Source organism: Mesorhizobium jarvisii, from assembly GCF_003601985.1.
Taxonomy (GTDB): Bacteria; Pseudomonadota; Alphaproteobacteria; order Rhizobiales; family Rhizobiaceae; genus Mesorhizobium; species Mesorhizobium jarvisii.
On the sequence record NZ_QZXA01000002.1, the window covers coordinates 590,180 to 605,577 of the forward strand.

Consider the following 15,398-nt stretch of genomic DNA (forward strand, 5'->3'; position numbering starts at 1 on the left):
AGCCATAAATTATTCCGCTGCCTCGGCCCGCGCCGGCAGCCCCAGCCATTGCCGGCAATCGCCCAGCGCGCGCGATGTGATGGCATGGCGTTTGGCGACCGTCTTGTCCTTGCCGCGCAGGCGCTTGCCTTCGATCTTCACCGCTTCCACCGGCGGGAACAGGCCGAAATTGACGTTCATCGGCTGGAAGGAGCGCTTGCCCGGCTCGTCGTCGGAAACGATGTGGCCGCCGGTGATGTGGTTGAGCAGCGCGCCGAAGGCCGTGGTGAGCGGCGGCAGCGACGGTGCTTGGCCGAGCCGCTCGGCGGCGGCGAAGCGGCCGGCGAGCAGGCCGATGGCGGCGCTTTCGACATAGCCTTCGCAGCCGGTGATCTGGCCTGCGAAGCGCAGGCCCGGGCGCGATTTCAGCTGCAGCGAGGCGTCGAGCAAGGTCGGCGAATTGATGTAGGTGTTGCGGTGCAGGCCGCCGAGGCGGGCGAAGTCGGCGTTCTCCAGGCCCGGAATGGTGCGGAAGACGCGGACCTGCTCGGCATGCTTCAGCTTGGTCTGGAAACCGACCATGTTGTAGAGCGTGCCCAGCGCATTGTCCTGCCGCAGCTGGACGACGGCATAGGCCTTGACTGTCGGGTTGTGCGCGTTGGTCAGGCCCATCGGCTTCATAGGCCCGTAGCGCAGCGTCTCGACGCCGCGCTCGGCCATGATCTCGATCGGCAGGCAGCCGTCGAAATAGGGCGTGCCTTCCCATTGCTTGAATTCAGTTTTCTGGCCGTCGACCAGCGCCTGGACGAAGGCAAGGTACTGCTCCTTGTCCATCGGACAGTTGATGTAGTCCTTGCCGGTGCCTCCGGGGCCGACCTTGTCATAGCGCGACTGGAACCAGCAAATGTCCATGTTGATCGTGTCGAAATGGATGATCGGCGCGATGGCGTCGAAGAAGGCCAGCGCATCGGCGCCGGTCGCTTCGGCGATCGACTGGGCAAGCGACGGGGCGGTCAGCGGCCCCGTGGCGATGATCGCCTGGTCCCAGTCCGCCGGCGGCAGGCCGGGCACTTCCTCGCGCTGAATGGTGATCAGCGGGTGCGCCTCGAGCTTTTTCGTCACGGCCTCGGAGAAGCCGTCGCGGTCGACAGCCAGAGCGCCGCCGGCCGGCACCTGGTTTGCGTCACCCGCGCTCATGATCAGCGAGCCGGCCAGCCGCATTTCGGCATGCAGCAGGCCGACCGCGTTGTTCTCGGCGTCATCGGAGCGGAAGGAATTGGAACAGACGAGTTCGGCCAGGCCATCGGTCTTGTGCGCGTCCGTGCCGCGAACCGGGCGCATTTCATGCAGCACGACGGAAACACCGGCCTGCGCGGCTTGCCATGCGGCTTCGGAACCGGCGAGACCGCCGCCGATGATGTGTATGGGATTTTTGCTCATGAGCGCCGGAATAATCGCTTGGGGCGGCGATTGCAATTGCCGTGCTTGGTGCGCGCAAACCGCAGATGGTGAACCAGACGCTGAAAACAACAACACCCGCCGGGGGAGGAGGTCCGGCGGGTGTCGTTTTGGGGGTCGATCCTCGGGAGGAGGTGAAGATCGACCATATTCGTCATCGCCGGGGAGGAGGTCGGCTTTGACGAAATCTCTTTCGCGTCTTGAAAAGGGGCGAAACCCTTTGGAGCAAAATTCATTTTGCCCCGGAGAAACAACGCCCGCCGCGGGAGGAGGTGCGGCGGGCGCCGTTTGGTTGGCCAACCCTCGGGAGGAGGTGAAGGTTGGACCTATTCGTCATTGCCGGGGAGGAGGTCGGCTTTGACGAAATCTCTTTCGCGTTTTGAAAAGGGGCGAAACCCTTTGGAGCAAAGTTCATTTGCTCCGGGAACAGCGCCCGCCGCGGGAGGAGGTGCGGCGGGCGCCGTTTTGGTGGTCAACCCTCGGGAGGAGGATAAGGGCTGACCGTTCGCTGGAGGTCGGGGAGGAGGTCGACCCCAGCGAAATTCCGTTAGATCGCCCGACGGGCGATGATCTTGATTTCGTCGCGGACGATACCGAGATCATGCAGCTGGCGGTTCGAAAGGCGACCCAGCTCGGTAACCGTCTCGCGATATACGCGCCAGTTACGATAGTTGCGGATCAGGTTCATTGTCGTTCTCTTTTCGGAAACTTGTTCGGACCATTTGCGGTCCGAAGAATTAGACCGCCTTGCGAGCGACGTAGGGAATGTCGCTGCGGCTGATGCCGAGGTCGGTCAGTTCGCGGTTGCTCAGGCGGCTCAGCTCGGACACGGTGTCCCGGTAGCGGCGCCAGTTGCGATAGTTGCGGATCAGGTTCATGGTAGTTCTCGTTTCGTCTTTCTTGCGGATCATTCCGTTTGTGTACGAACTATAAGTAGGCGGGCTCATATCGATTTAAAAGCGCTATGGCTGCATGGCAGCAATGCAAATTGTGCAATGCAGCATTAACGCGCCTTCACGGACCTGACACAAAGAAGCCAGAATCGGAAAGTGCCGTGACGTCAACGGTTTGGCTGGTTCGGCTAAAAAAACGACCTTGCGGGGGATGCAGGACATGGCGGGCTATTCGACACGGGTCAGATCCGACATTGCGCGGTGGCTCCAAGCAGGCCTGATCGACGCCGCGACGGCCGATGCCCTGACGCGTGACATCGAGGCGAATACGCGCAAATCACTGAGCTTCGGTTCGATCCTGGCCATGATGGCGGCCCTGCTGTTCGGCGCGGCCATCCTGATCTTCGTCGCTGCCAACTGGGATGCCATTACGCGGCTAGCGCGGGTCGCGGCGCTGTTTGCCATCATCCTTGGCGGCTATGTCGGCGGCGCTGTGCTGAAGACGCGCGCCCATGCGGCGATCGGCGAAGCCCTGTGGATCGTGGCTGCGGCTGCTTTTGGCGGTTCGATCGCGCTGATCGGCCAGATGTATCACCTGTCCGGCGACGAGGCTTCCGCGCTCGTCACCTGGGGCGCCGCTACGGCGTTGGCGGCGGTCGCGCTCCGGTCGAACCCGCTTACAGTCGCTTCGGTCGGCATCGCCGACGCCTGGCTGTTCCTGAAGGGGTTCGACTATTACAGCCGCAGCGCGTTTCCGCATGCCTTCGTCGTCATGGCGATCGTGCTGTTCGCCGTCTCGTTCTGGACCCGCAGCCAGGCCGCACGGCATCTGATCATCCTGTCGCTGCTCTTCTATCTCGTGCTGCTGGCCGGGAATCACGCGACGCTGCCGGTGGCGATCCCCCTGGTCATTGCGTCCGCCGTGCTCTTTGCGGCTGCTGTCTTTGCACCGGAACCTGTCGACAGGATCGTTCAGCTCGGCGGCCGGTTGCCCCTGCACGCGCTGCTCGGCTTCCTTACCGGGTTGGCCATCATCCAGTTCGAACTCGCCGACGAAAGCACCTACAATAGCGGTTTCGGCATTGCCTCGGTCGTCGCGCTGGCCGGCATCGTCGCCGCCATCGTGCTGGCGGGACGGGAGAGCAGGGGCCTGCGCTGGCTTGCCTATCTCGGCTTCGCCTTCGAGCTAGCCATCATCTATGTCGTTACCTTGCAGTCGATGCTCGACACGGCCGGCTTCTTCCTTGCTGCCGCGGTGCTGCTCGGCATCCTGGCGATCATCATCATCCGCGTCGAAAAACGCATGAAGGGTCCGGCAACGGGGGGAGCCACGGCATGATGACCGGAAAGAGGCTTGTTATCTCGGCGCTGGTGCTGGCGCTCGTCCAGATCGGGTTCCTGAGCTGGATCATCGCCGGCCGGGCGGCGATCCTGCGCAACGGCAAGGAAGTGCTCTTGAAGATCGAACCCGTCGATCCGCGCGATCTGCTGCGCGGCGACTATATCATCCTCGGCTATGACATTTCGCGCATACCAGTGAAGATGATCGCCAACATTCCCGCCGGCAAGTTCTCCAGCGACGACACTTCGATCGTCGTGCGCCTGAAAAAGGGCGCCGACGGTTATTGGACACCGACCACCGCCTGGTTCGGCAAGGCGCCGACGCCGGCCGCGGCCGACGAGGCCGATATTGCAGGCCATGTCGCCGAAGGCTGGGATCTGCGCAGCGAGGGCATGACCATCGCGCCGGACTACGGCATCGAGCGGTTCTACCTGCCGGAAGGCGAGGGGATGGCGATCCAGGATGACATGCGGGTGCGCCCGTTCGGGATAAGGCTTGCCCTTGCCAGCGACGGCACCGCGCAGATCAAGGCGCTGGTGGACGGCGACAAGACGCTGTTCGAGGAGCCGCTATATTGATAACGATGGATCCCGGTCATCGGTGCGAATCGAGAGACCAGAACCCCCTAAATCAAGCGTAAGGTCTTTGCCGTACAGGCGTTGCGGCAGCGCGGCAGTCGTACCCCACTGGGAGCCCGTGTGTGCCATTATACGAAATAGCCAAACAGATTTTTCGCAAGAAAGTTCATTGACTCAGGGATGGAGAACTCCACTGATCAACTCCGGACCTTACTCGTCTCGGCGACGATTTTGGGATAGGGACCAGTCGATATTGTGTAGCTAAAGTCTGCTACGCCTTTTTCCTGCTTGTGTATCGAGGGGCTGCGCACAACCCAGTCATACGCGCCAGAAACCATGCAGCGATCGTTTGCACAGGTGACCGCAATGCTGTCATTGCGGACGTTATATATGCGTTCAGGCCATCGCCGGTAATAGTTCCTCTTGTCCTGAAGGATCGAACTCAGGTTCGTCAACTTGCCATAATAGTCGACTGTGCGAGCGTAGGACGCCTGAACTTGAGCAAGAGCGAAATCGTCGTTGTCGCCATGATGCTCGATCAGATCCTTGACGAAAGCGACCGCAGCGCTCTCCGCCTGTTGCCTTGCGTCGGGCGCAGGCAGCGGCACGGGCGCAGGATCTGGCCTCGTCGACACCTGCAATGTATCCGCGGGCGATTGGTTCGCTGCGACATTGGTCACACGCAACTCTGCCATTTCGCTGGCCGATAGGTATCTTATGTCATTCTTGTCAAAGCTCGAAGCCAACTCAATCAGTTCGGGGTCCACTCCCATCTCGACTACGTAGGATGTGATTGCGGCCGTTCCGAGCTGGACACGGGCCTTGGCTTCTTCTCTGGAAATCCCGTCAGTCCATTTCAACCAAGCCCGATGAATGCCGATAGAATCTGGTTCGGCAACACGGTGGACGCCACCCAAGAAGGCCAGTGAGCAGGCTGAGGCGCACTGCAGTTGGCGAAGCTGAAGCGTATCCAACCCTGCCGCGCGGATCATACGCCCCAACCGAAGCGCGCTGCCGACGTTGCCGCCGGGGGAGTTGAATACGATCCTCCGGGCGCCGCTGCTCACAACCGCGTTGCTAAAGGCGTTCAGGGGTTCATTGTCTTTGAACTCGCCGGACACAACAAGAAACGGCTGCTGCCCTGGAGACGAAACAGCCGTGTACTCTAGGGCCTCAACCTTACATGTTGCTGCCGCGACAATTGACCCTACCGCCAGAACTAGAGAAACTACGCGCACAGCTCGACAGAGCCCCAACCTGCCCGCTGCAAGTAAGAACCTGTCAACGAACTATTTCAAGGGTCTTCCTTGAAAGTTGGATTTCATTCGGAGCAGTCATTGGCCGAAAAAATTGGTGCGGATGAAGGGACTCGAACCCCCACGCCTTTCGGCACTGGAACCTAAATCCAGGGCGTCTACCAGTTCCGCCACATCCGCATCGCCCGGCAATCCCATGTAGCCATCATTCTGTCAATGTCAGAGACGAGATGTCGGCCAGGGCCGAAACGTTGGTTATTCGCCTAAGCGCGAAGACTGTTGAAAATTAGGCTCGCCTGTGACAAAAGGCGTGTCAAATGTGACGGGACGCGACGATCCGCTTCTACAGAATGTGATAAGAAGTAGGAAAAACAAGAACTTATTCACATTTTGGAACGCAGTTTGGGAGAGTTTGAGCCGTAATTTCGGTCAAATCGCCAGGTTCCGTACCAAAAGCCATTCCCGGCAAGAATATACCGGCAGGCTGTAAACGGCAGAGGCCGTGGCAGTCTCATTGGTGAAAACAAAGGTTTTACGATGCAGGTCACCGAAACGCTTAATTCCGGTCTCAAGCGCGAGATCAAGATCACCGTGCCGGCCGGTGACATGGAAGCCAAGCTGATGGCGAGGCTCTCGGACGCGCGCAACAAGGTTCGCATCAACGGCTTCCGGCCGGGCAAGGTGCCGGTGCAGCACCTGCGCAAGGTCTATGGCAAGTCGTTCATGGCCGAAGTGGTCAACGAGATCCTCAACGACTCCACCCGTTCGATCATTACGGGCCGCGGCGAAAAGGCCGCCATGCAGCCCGAAGTCATCATGACCGAGGACGAGAAGGAAGCCGAGAAGATCCTGGCCGGCGGTACCGACTTCGAGTTCCGCCTCAACTATGAGGTCATCCCGGCGATCGAGATCAAGGATTTCTCCGACATCAAGGTGACGCGTCAGGTGTTCGACGTGCCTGAGGCCGAGATCGACGACCAGGTCAAGCGCGTTGCCGAATCGGCACGCAGCTATGAGCCGAAGACCGGCAAGGCCGCCGAAGGCGACCGTGTCAGCATCGATTATGTCGGCAAGATCGACGGCGAGGCCTTTGCCGGAGGCGCCGGCACCGACCAGCCGTTGGTACTGGGCTCCAAGGAATTCATTCCTGGCTTCGAGGATCAGCTTATCGGCACCAAGGCCGGTGACGAAAAGCAGGTCACCGTGACCTTCCCGGAAAACTACCAGGCGGCACATCTGGCCGGCAAGGAAGCCACGTTCGACGTCACCGTCAAGGAAGTGTCGAAGCCGGGCGAGCTGGAAATCAACGACGAGACCGCCAAGAACCTTGGCCTGGAATCGCTGGAGCGCCTGCGTGAGATCGTGCGCGGCCAGATCGAGAACCAGTTCGGCTCGATGACACGCCAGAAGGTCAAGCGCCAGCTGCTCGACCAGCTCGATGCCGCCTATTCGTTCGAGGCACCATCGAAGCTCATCGAGGCCGAGTTCAACAACATCTGGGCTCAGGTCACCCGCGACCTGGAAGCCGCCGGGCGCACCTTCGCCGACGAAGAGACGACCGAAGAAGAAGCCCGCGCCGAATATCTGCGTCTTGCCGAACGCCGTGTGCGTCTCGGCCTGGTGCTGGCGGAGATCGGCGAGAAGGCCGGTGTCACTGTATCGGACGAGGAATTGCAGCGTGGCCTGTTCGAGCAGGTTCGCCGCTTCCCGGCCAACCAGCAGCAGGAAGCTTTCGAGTTCTACCGCAGCAACCCCGAGGCGCTGAACGCGCTGCGCGCACCAATGTTCGAGGAGAAGGTGGTCGACCACCTGCTCGGCCAGATCTCGGTCACTGACGTCAAGGTCAGCAAGGAAGAGCTGATGGCCGACGACGAGGACGCGGAAACCACGACCAAGGCCAAGCCGGCGAAAAAGGCCGCGGCCAAGAAGGCTGAAGCCAAGGCGGGCGACGAGGCGGAAGAGCCGAAGAAGAAGGCCGCGCCGAAGAAAAAAGCCGCCAAGGACGCCGAATAAGTTCCCGCATTTGAGGGAATCGACGAAGGCCGCCCTTGAGGCGGCCTTTTTCGTTGCGAAACTGCAACAGCCGATTCGCTTTGCGGGAAATGGCACTTGGCGATACCTGGCGTTGATCATTATCTGCGCTGCTGTTGCAAATCGTGTGGTTCCTGGAGGGGGCGTTGAGCCTATTCTTCGAAAAGGTGCGTCCCGTCGCCCTGGCGCTCGTTCTGGCCTTCGCCTGCGATGTTGCCCAGGCCGGCGCGCTTGCCGGCGAGTGGCGCTTCGATACGGACGACGATGGCCTTGTCACCGCTTCGCTTCATGGCATCAACAAGCTGATCACGGGTGGCGGTGCCTTGAGTTACAGCCCGGTGTTGACCATTGCCTGCCGGGCAGACGGCGAACCGCGCTGGACCGAATGGCTGCAGTTGAATGACGGGGTTTCGGCCAGCCGCAAGATCACCATGTCGGTCACCGTCGACGGCGGCGGCAAGTTCGACGAGAGCTGGTCGGTCGGGTCGCGCGGCCGAATGCTGGTGCGCGACGGCGCCGACGGCATCAAGCGCCTTTTTCCCGCAAGCCGGCTGTCGCTTTCCTGGCGGTTCGGCTTGTTGTCAGGCCGCGGCCAGGCGGATTTCGACCTTGCGGGGCTCGAAGAGGCGGTCGAGCAGATCGCCGGAAGCTGCCGGACCAAGCCGCCTTGAGCGCGGCCGGGTTCTAAACCTTCGCAATGCTTGGCTTTTTCTACCCGCCGCCTGAATTCCATGGTATGTTGGTACCGCAATTCCACTGGGGAGAGATATTCTGCCCAGGCGCGATCGTCCGAGGCATAAATGGCGATCAGGGAGGAAATGCCATGCGTGCTATAGCGTTTTTCGCTGGGGTGTCCGTTACGATCTTCATCGCGCATCCGTCGCAGGCACAGGATGCCGCGGCTGGCGAGAAGGTCTTCACCAAATGCCAAGTCTGCCACATCGCAAACGAGGACAAGAACAAGATCGGTCCATCGCTGCACGGCGTCATCGGCCGCACGGCCGGTACGCATCCGGATTTTAAATACTCCGATGCCATGGTTGCTGCCGGCAAATCCGGCGTCAAATGGGACGAGCCAACGCTGACGACCTACCTTCATGATCCCAAGGCCATGGTCAAAGGCACCAAAATGACGTTTCCCGGACTCAAGAACGATGCGGACGTGGCCAACGTCATTGCCTATCTGAAAACGTTCTCCAAGTGACCTGGCTCCCTCGCCATCCATCGGTGGTCGTCCGAGATGTCGACTAGGGAAAGCCGCCTCAAGGATACCTCCATCCGCCTCTCGGAAGCGACGGCGGCCGATTTCTTCGCGCTTTTGAAGCCGCGGGTCATGGCGCTTGCCGTATTCACCGCTTTCGTCGGCCTGATGGTGGCGCCCGGCGCGATGAATCCGGTCATCGCCTTGATAGCAATCGGTGCGATTGCGATCGGAGCAGGAGCGGCGGGGGCCCTGAACATGTGGTACGACGCGGACATCGACGCGCTGATGTCACGCACGTCAAAACGGCCGGTTCCGTCGGGCCGCGTCACGCCGGGCGAAGCTCTCGGCTTCGGCCTTGTGCTTTCCGCGCTTTCGGTCATGACACTCGGCGTACTGGTAGGCTGGCTTGCCGCATCGCTGCTGGCCTTCACCATCTTCTTCTACATCGTCATCTACACGATGTGGCTGAAGCGCTCGACGCCGCAGAACATCGTCATCGGCGGCGCGGCTGGTGCCCTTCCTCCTGTCATTGGCTGGGCGGCCGCAACTGGCGCCATCGGCATCGAAAGCCTCATCCTGTTTCTGATCATCTTTCTGTGGACGCCGCCGCATTTCTGGGCGCTGGCGCTGTTCAAGGTTGGCGACTACGCCGCTGCCGGCATTCCGATGATGCCGAATGTGGCCGGCCCTGCTTCGACGCGTAGGCAAATCCTCGCCTATGCCTTGCTTCTGGCGCCGGTCGGCGTGCTGCCTTGGTTCTTCGGATTCGCCAGCGGCTACTACGGAATCGCTTCGGTCGCATTGGGCGCCGGTTTCATCTGGCATTCCTGGAAGGTTCTGGCGGCTTCTGAAACGGAGTTGAAACCCGCCAAGGCGCTGTTTGCCTATTCGATCCTCTATCTTTTCGCGATCTTCGCCGCGCTGCTTGCCGACACCATTGCCATGCGCGCGCTGATCTCAGCCGGGGCCTGAGCGCAGATCGCCATCCGCGAACCGCTCTGGCCGGTCGGCGAGTGCTTTGCCGAAGACCCAGCAGTGCTGTCACGATGGCAGCGCACAGAATCCCAGCAACAGCAGAATGATTATGCCAAGGCCGAGTATGAGAAGCGTCCTTGCGTCCATGACCTTCGCCTTCGACCCAGTGCATGGTCCTGAAGATCGGGATCGACTCTGCTGCGCCGATCTCCGGTTCGCAAAGGATCATGCGCCAATCCAAGTGCTCCAGCGTGTTTACGTGTCCAAAAAAGAGACACGCGGCGCAGCGTGCGCATATCGAAGAAGGGTTTCCAGAGCCAGCCGTGCAGCCCAACAACGGGCGACAAGTCCCTCACAAGAGAGTATATTGGTGGCGGTGCAGGTCGCGGTTTTGCGTGGCCAGTCACGCAGACGGCAGCACCGCTAAATCGCGACCTTTCCGGACCCAGTCTGGAGGAACGGTCATGGCAAGTTTTCATGTGATAGCAGGCGCCAGCGAGACGCTGGAACATACCAAAATTCGAAAAATCGCTGTTTCCGACCTTTTTGACGCGCTCAGGCGGGGCGTCGATGATTTCATGGTTAAACCGTCGCATATCGTCTTTCTCTGCCTGATCTATCCGCTCGTGGGCGTCGTGCTCGCCGCATGGACTTCGGGCGCCAATGCTTTGCCGTTGTTGTTTCCGCTGGTTTCTGGCTTTGCGCTGGTTGGCCCCTTCGCGGCGATAGGCCTCTATGAAATCAGCCGTAGACGGGAAGCCGGGCTCGACACCTCCTGGAGGCACGCTTTCGAGGTCAGGAATTCTCCGGCGCTGCCGGCCATCGCGGCGGTCGGGATCATGCTGTTTGCAATCTTCATCACGTGGCTTTTGACGGCGAAGATATTCTACGAATATCTTTTCGGCCCGGCTCCGCCGGAATCGATATCCAGCTTCATCAACGCGATATTTGCCACCGGACGTGGCTGGACGCTGATCATATTGGGGCACGCCATCGGCTTTGTCTTTGCCGTGGTGGTGTTGTGCACGACGGTCGTCGCCTTCCCATTGTTGCTCGACCGCGATGTCGGCGCCTATGAAGCGATCCACACCTCGGTTCGCGTGGTCCTGGCGAACCCGATCGTGATGGCTGTCTGGGGACTGATCGTCGCCGTCGGCCTGATCATCGGCTCGCTGCCAGTGTTCGTCGGGCTCGCCGTCGTGTTGCCGATCCTCGGCCACGCCACCTGGCATGTCTACCGCAAGGTTGTGGAATCGCCCGCCAGACCGACGAGTTGAGGACGTTTTGCTTCACCGCACCGGCCAGAGCGTTTTACCGTTTCACGGAAACGGTAAAACGCTCTATCCGTCTCTTTTAACGCAATTCCGGACGGAAAACCGATCACACTTTTCCTGGAATTGCTCGGCATGCCGGTGCGAGCTTGATCGAAGCCGTCAGTAGGCCCGGTGACTGAAGCGGGCGCGGTATGCGCCCATGGTCAAGTTGCGGAAATCCTCGCCGCTGACATGCACCAGCGTTCTGTGGTCGCCGCCTTCGAAGTAGATGTCGGCGGCATCGCCGAGGCTGTCATCGACAATCACCGGCACATCGTAAGGTGCGCCGATCGGCGGAACGGCGCCGGTGTCGCAATCAGCGAAGAGCGAAGTCACCTCGTCTTCGGAGGCTAGTCCGAGACGCTTGTCCATGACGTCCTGCAATGTGCCGAGCTCGATCCTGTGCGTGCTTGGAACCACGGCCAGCGCATAGCCGAGCTCGTGGTGAACAACGACCGATTTGGCCACTATGCTGCCGGGTATATGCGCCGCGATGGCGGACTGTCTGCTGGTGGACGTGCGATGGTGGGCGACTGTGTCGTATGAGATTCCCTTCCTGTCGATAAAGTCCTTCAGTCTGGTTGCGATCGTCATCTTGGCCTCCCTTTGCCGGAGTTCGCGACGCGTGCGGAAACGAGGGCAGTCATTCTCCTTATGTCGTTTCCGGTACTAAAATAGACCAGCGGCTGATGGTTTCGAGGCGCGGTGGCAAGATCGGAATGCGGTTCGTGCTTCAGGGTCCGGCTCCGAAAAATGCCAGCCGGGTGAAAAGCGTGTAGTCGGCTTCGAAGACCATCATTGTCACGAACACCAGCACCAGTATCGGCGGCAGGATGATCGCATAAGCCAGCGCCAGCCGTTCCCAGGCCATGTGCATGAAGACAGCGACGATCAGCCCTGCCTTGAGGATCATGAAGATCAGGATCAGCGACCATCTGAGATAGCCGTGAAGGCCGAAATAATCGACCAGGTAGGAGCAGGTGCTGAGGATGAACAGCCACGCCCAGACCACCAGATAGAGCTTGATCGGATGTTCCTGATGCACGTCGGCATGGGTGACGGCCGCCGGCGCTTCATGTGCATGACCCGCATGAAGTGCGTGTTGTCCGAGGCCGTTTGCGGTTGCTTCTGCCATGTCTGCCTCTCACCAAAGATAGAAGAATGCGAAGATGAACACCCAGACCAGATCGACGAAGTGCCAGTACAGTCCCATGATCTCGACGTTCTCGTAGCGACCCGTGCGGCTGGTGAAGAAGCCGCGCTGTCCGGTGTCGAAATCTCCGCGCCAGACCTTGCGCGCCACGATGATCAGGAAAATCACACCGATCGTCACATGGGTGCCGTGGAAACCGGTGATCATGAAGAAGCACGAACCGAATTGTGCGGCACCCCAGGGATTGCCCCAGGGCCGCACCCCTTCAGTGATCAGCTTGGTCCATTCGAAGGCTTGCATGCCGACAAAGGTCGCGCCGAGCGCCGCGGTCAGAAGCATGAGGATGGCCGTCTTGCGGCGTTCCCGGCGATAGCCGAAATTGACCGCCATGGCCATCGTTCCGCTGCTGGAGATCAGCACGAACGTCATGATGGCAATTAGGATCAGCGGGATATCCGACCCGCCGATGCGAAGCGCGAAGACCTCGCTGGGATTGGGCCACGGCACGCGTGTCGAAATGCGCGCGGTCATGTAGGAGAGCAGGAAGCAGCCGAAGATGAAGGTGTCGCTGAGCAGGAATATCCACATCATGGCCTTGCCCCAGGACACGTTCTTGAACGCGCGCTGATCCGAGGACCAATCGGCGGCAATGCCTCGCCAACCTGTGGGCCGTGGCTCCGTCTGGCCGATATGTGTCAGTGTTTCTGCCATCCGCTTGATCCCCTTAGGTCAGCATCTGCCGGCAAATGTCGATGAACGTCGCGGCCCAGCCGGCCAGCAGCGCGAAGATGGCAAGCCAGACGAAAAGCAGGAAATGCCAGTACATGGCGCATAGTTCCACGCCGAGGCGAAGTCGTTCCGGCCGCGTTCCAGCCCAGGCGCTCGTGGTGGTCCTGCCCAGTGCCACCAGCCCTCCCAACACGTGCAGGCCATGCATGCCGGTTATCAGGTAAAAGAAACTGTTGGCCGGATTGGAGGCCAGAAAATAGCCGTCGGCGGTCAACTGCCGCCATGCCATGAGCTGTCCGACCAGGAAGGCGAGCGTCGTGAGCCCGGCCGTGGCAAGGCCGAGCCGTACGGTGTCGATCTGCCCCCTGCGCGCCGCCACCGAAGTGCAGTGCAGGGCCACGCTGCTCAGGACCAGCACGCCGGTGTTGAGCCAGAGCAGGCGCGGCAGCGGCAGCGGCTGCCAGTCCGACACCGCCATCCGCATGAAATAGGCACTGGTGAAGAGCGCGAACAGGCAGCCGACGACAGCAAGGAAAACGCCGAGGCCGATCTTGGCTGTTGGCAGGGCCGACCGGTCGAGGCCGACAAAATCACTGGCCAGACCTTGCTCGAGCCATGGCTTGGCCATCAGCCTCTGGTGCGAAAGCCACCATCCGGCAAAACCGGCAATGACGAGCAGGAAGACCAGGATGACGCTCATGCCGGCTCCCTTGAGGGGCCGAAGGAGCCCGGCATGTTCTGCGGGATGAAGTCTTCCTTGGCACCCGGTACGCTGTAATCATAAGCCCAGCGATAGACGATCGGCAGGTCCTTGCCGAAATTGCCGTGGGCCGGCGGTGTTTGCGGCGTCTGCCATTCGAGGGTCGTGGCCCGCCACGGATTGCCGCCGGCCTCGCGGCCATGGCGGATGCTCCAGATCAGGTTGAACAGGAACACCATCTGGGCGAAGCCGACGATGAAGGCCATGATGCTGATGAACGAGTTCAGGTGATGAGCCGACTCCGTCATGATCGTCATGTCGGTCAGTTCGGCATAGCGCCGCGGCACGCCCATCAGGCCGAGGTAGTGCATGGGGAAGAAAATCAGGTAGGCGCCGAGGAAGGTGACCCAGAAATGGAACCGGCCCAGCGTTTCGTCGAGCATCCGGCCGGTGACCTTCGGATACCAATGGTAGATCGCGCCGAAAACCACGAGGATCGGGGCGACACCCATGACCATATGGAAATGGGCGACGACGAACATCGTGTCGGATAGCGGAACATCGACGACGACATTGCCAAGAAACAGGCCGGTCAGCCCGCCATTGACGAAGGTGACGATAAAGGCCAGGGCAAACAGCATTGGTATGGTGAGATGGATGTCGCCGCGCCATAGGGTCAGCACCCAATTGTAGACCTTGATGGCGGTCGGAATGGCGATGATCAGCGTCGTGGTGGCGAAGAAGAAGCCGAAATAGGGGTGCATGCCGCTGACATACATGTGGTGCGCCCAGACCACGAAGCTCAGCGCGCCAATGCCGACGATGGCCCAGACCATCATCCGGTAGCCGAAGATGTTCTTGCGCGCATGGGTGCTGATCAGGTCGGATACGATGCCGAAGGCCGGCAGCGCCACGATGTAGACCTCGGGATGGCCGAAGAACCAGAACAGGTGCTGGAACAGGATCGGGCTGCCGCCATTGTGCTGCAACTGCTCACCCATCTCGGAAATCGCCGGCATGAAGAAGCTGGTGCCCAGCACTCGGTCAAGCAGCATCATGACGCTGGCGACGAACAGCGCCGGAAAGGCGAGCAGCGCCATGACGGTCGCGGTGAAGATGCCCCAGACGGTCAACGGCAGGCGCATCATTGTCATGCCGCGCGTGCGGCCCTGCAGCACGGTCACCACATAGTTGAGGCCGCCCATCGTGAAGCCGATGATGAACAGGATCAGCGAGGAGAGCATCAGGATGATGCCCCAGTCCTGGCCGCCTGGCGTCCCGCTCATGATGGCCTGCGGCGGGTAGAGCGTCCAGCCGGCGCCCGTCGGTCCGCCGGGCGCGAAGAAGCTCGACACGAGAACCAGCACGGCGAGCAGGTAGATCCAGTAGCTCAGCATGTTGACATAGGGAAAGACCATGTCGCGCGCGCCGACCATCAGGGGGATCAGATAGTTGCCAAAGCCGCCGAGAAAGAGGGCGGTGAGCAGGTAGATCACCATGATCATGCCGTGCATGGTGATGAACTGGTAGTAGGCTTCCGGGGTGATGAAGTCGAACGTGCCGGGAAAGCCGAGTTGCAGCCGCATCAGCCAGGACAGCACCAGGGCGACCAGGCCGATTGCCGTTGCCGTCGCCGAATACTGGACGGCGATGACCTTGGCGTCCTGCGAGAAGACGTATTTGGTCCACCAACCGTGCGGATGGTAGAGTTCGACTTCCGCGACCTCGGCCGGCGGGATGCCATCTGCAGGCGTGATGTCGACCATAGGAACACCTCCGTGTCCTTT

16 protein-coding genes and 1 tRNA gene are annotated in these 15,398 nt (G+C 60.6%); 7 read left to right on the top strand and 10 right to left on the bottom strand.

What is annotated here, in order from left to right; genetic code table 11:
• Nucleotides 1-9: 9 nt before the first annotated feature.
• The 3 genes from trmFO to D3242_RS06645 all read right to left on the bottom strand — a co-directional run bounded on the left by trmFO (nucleotide 10) and on the right by D3242_RS06645 (nucleotide 2,315).
• A complete protein-coding gene (trmFO, locus tag D3242_RS06635) occupies nucleotides 10-1,419 on the bottom strand; it encodes a methylenetetrahydrofolate--tRNA-(uracil(54)-C(5))-methyltransferase (FADH(2)-oxidizing) TrmFO (protein WP_064984157.1) in 1,410 nt (469 codons plus the stop codon).
• Nucleotides 1,420-1,984: 565 nt separating this feature from the next.
• Complete coding sequence (locus D3242_RS06640; RefSeq protein ID WP_019858543.1) at nucleotides 1,985-2,125, bottom strand: DUF1127 domain-containing protein; 141 nt, start codon at nucleotides 2,123-2,125, stop codon at nucleotides 1,985-1,987.
• Between the two features lie 49 nt (nucleotides 2,126-2,174).
• Nucleotides 2,175-2,315, bottom strand: a complete 141-nt coding sequence (locus D3242_RS06645; protein ID WP_013531315.1) for a DUF1127 domain-containing protein — start codon at nucleotides 2,313-2,315, stop codon at nucleotides 2,175-2,177.
• 235 nt (nucleotides 2,316-2,550) lie between these two features.
• Here D3242_RS06645 and D3242_RS06650 point away from each other — a divergent pair, with 235 nt between their 5' ends.
• A complete protein-coding gene (locus D3242_RS06650) occupies nucleotides 2,551-3,669 on the top strand; it encodes a DUF2157 domain-containing protein (RefSeq protein ID WP_064984341.1) in 1,119 nt (372 codons plus the stop codon).
• Entirely contained in the window at nucleotides 3,666-4,250 is a 585-nt protein-coding gene (locus tag D3242_RS06655) for a GDYXXLXY domain-containing protein (RefSeq protein WP_020628892.1), read from the top strand. The genes D3242_RS06650 and D3242_RS06655 overlap by 4 nt, the downstream gene beginning before the upstream one ends.
• Nucleotides 4,251-4,447: 197 nt before the next feature.
• Here the strand turns inward: D3242_RS06655 and D3242_RS06660 are convergent, their stop codons facing one another.
• The gene (locus tag D3242_RS06660; RefSeq protein ID WP_064984159.1) at nucleotides 4,448-5,371 is read right to left on the bottom strand and encodes a COG3904 family protein; all 924 of its coding nucleotides are present in this window, start codon (nucleotides 5,369-5,371) and stop codon (nucleotides 4,448-4,450) included.
• Nucleotides 5,372-5,601: 230 nt separating this feature from the next.
• Nucleotides 5,602-5,686: transfer RNA gene (locus D3242_RS06665), tRNA-Leu, on the bottom strand.
• Between the two features lie 357 nt (nucleotides 5,687-6,043).
• Between D3242_RS06665 and tig the strand changes: the two genes are divergently transcribed.
• From tig to D3242_RS06690, 5 genes are all read left to right on the top strand, one after another.
• Nucleotides 6,044-7,519, top strand: coding sequence for a trigger factor (gene tig, locus D3242_RS06670; protein WP_019858538.1), 1,476 nt, complete (start codon nucleotides 6,044-6,046; stop codon nucleotides 7,517-7,519).
• 164 nt (nucleotides 7,520-7,683) lie between these two features.
• Nucleotides 7,684-8,208, top strand: a complete 525-nt coding sequence (locus D3242_RS06675; RefSeq protein ID WP_064984163.1) for a hypothetical protein — start codon at nucleotides 7,684-7,686, stop codon at nucleotides 8,206-8,208.
• A gap of 152 nt (nucleotides 8,209-8,360) precedes the next feature.
• Nucleotides 8,361-8,741, top strand: coding sequence for a c-type cytochrome (locus D3242_RS06680; protein WP_038647221.1), 381 nt, complete (start codon nucleotides 8,361-8,363; stop codon nucleotides 8,739-8,741).
• Between the two features lie 36 nt (nucleotides 8,742-8,777).
• A complete protein-coding gene (locus D3242_RS06685) occupies nucleotides 8,778-9,713 on the top strand; it encodes a heme o synthase (RefSeq protein WP_064984165.1) in 936 nt (311 codons plus the stop codon).
• 467 nt (nucleotides 9,714-10,180) lie between these two features.
• Nucleotides 10,181-10,993: a DUF2189 domain-containing protein gene (locus D3242_RS06690; RefSeq protein WP_038647217.1), complete on the top strand. Its 813-nt coding sequence runs from the start codon at nucleotides 10,181-10,183 to the stop codon at nucleotides 10,991-10,993.
• Nucleotides 10,994-11,149: 156 nt separating this feature from the next.
• Here the strand turns inward: D3242_RS06690 and D3242_RS06695 are convergent, their stop codons facing one another.
• From D3242_RS06695 to ctaD, 5 genes are all read right to left on the bottom strand, one after another.
• Nucleotides 11,150-11,623 (bottom strand): aminoacyl-tRNA deacylase, encoded by a 474-nt coding sequence (locus tag D3242_RS06695; protein WP_038647215.1) that lies wholly within the window; start codon nucleotides 11,621-11,623, stop codon nucleotides 11,150-11,152.
• 139 nt (nucleotides 11,624-11,762) lie between these two features.
• The gene (locus tag D3242_RS06700; protein ID WP_019858531.1) at nucleotides 11,763-12,164 is read right to left on the bottom strand and encodes a cytochrome C oxidase subunit IV family protein; all 402 of its coding nucleotides are present in this window, start codon (nucleotides 12,162-12,164) and stop codon (nucleotides 11,763-11,765) included.
• A 9-nt stretch (nucleotides 12,165-12,173) separates the two neighbouring features.
• Nucleotides 12,174-12,893 (bottom strand): heme-copper oxidase subunit III family protein, encoded by a 720-nt coding sequence (locus D3242_RS06705; RefSeq protein WP_019858530.1) that lies wholly within the window; start codon nucleotides 12,891-12,893, stop codon nucleotides 12,174-12,176.
• A gap of 13 nt (nucleotides 12,894-12,906) precedes the next feature.
• Nucleotides 12,907-13,611, bottom strand: coding sequence for a cytochrome c oxidase subunit 3 (locus D3242_RS06710; protein ID WP_064984166.1), 705 nt, complete (start codon nucleotides 13,609-13,611; stop codon nucleotides 12,907-12,909).
• Nucleotides 13,608-15,377, bottom strand: a complete 1,770-nt coding sequence (gene ctaD, locus D3242_RS06715) for a cytochrome c oxidase subunit I (RefSeq protein WP_064984168.1) — start codon at nucleotides 15,375-15,377, stop codon at nucleotides 13,608-13,610. Before ctaD ends, D3242_RS06710 begins: the two co-directional genes overlap by 4 nt.
• Nucleotides 15,378-15,398 lie beyond the last annotated feature (21 nt).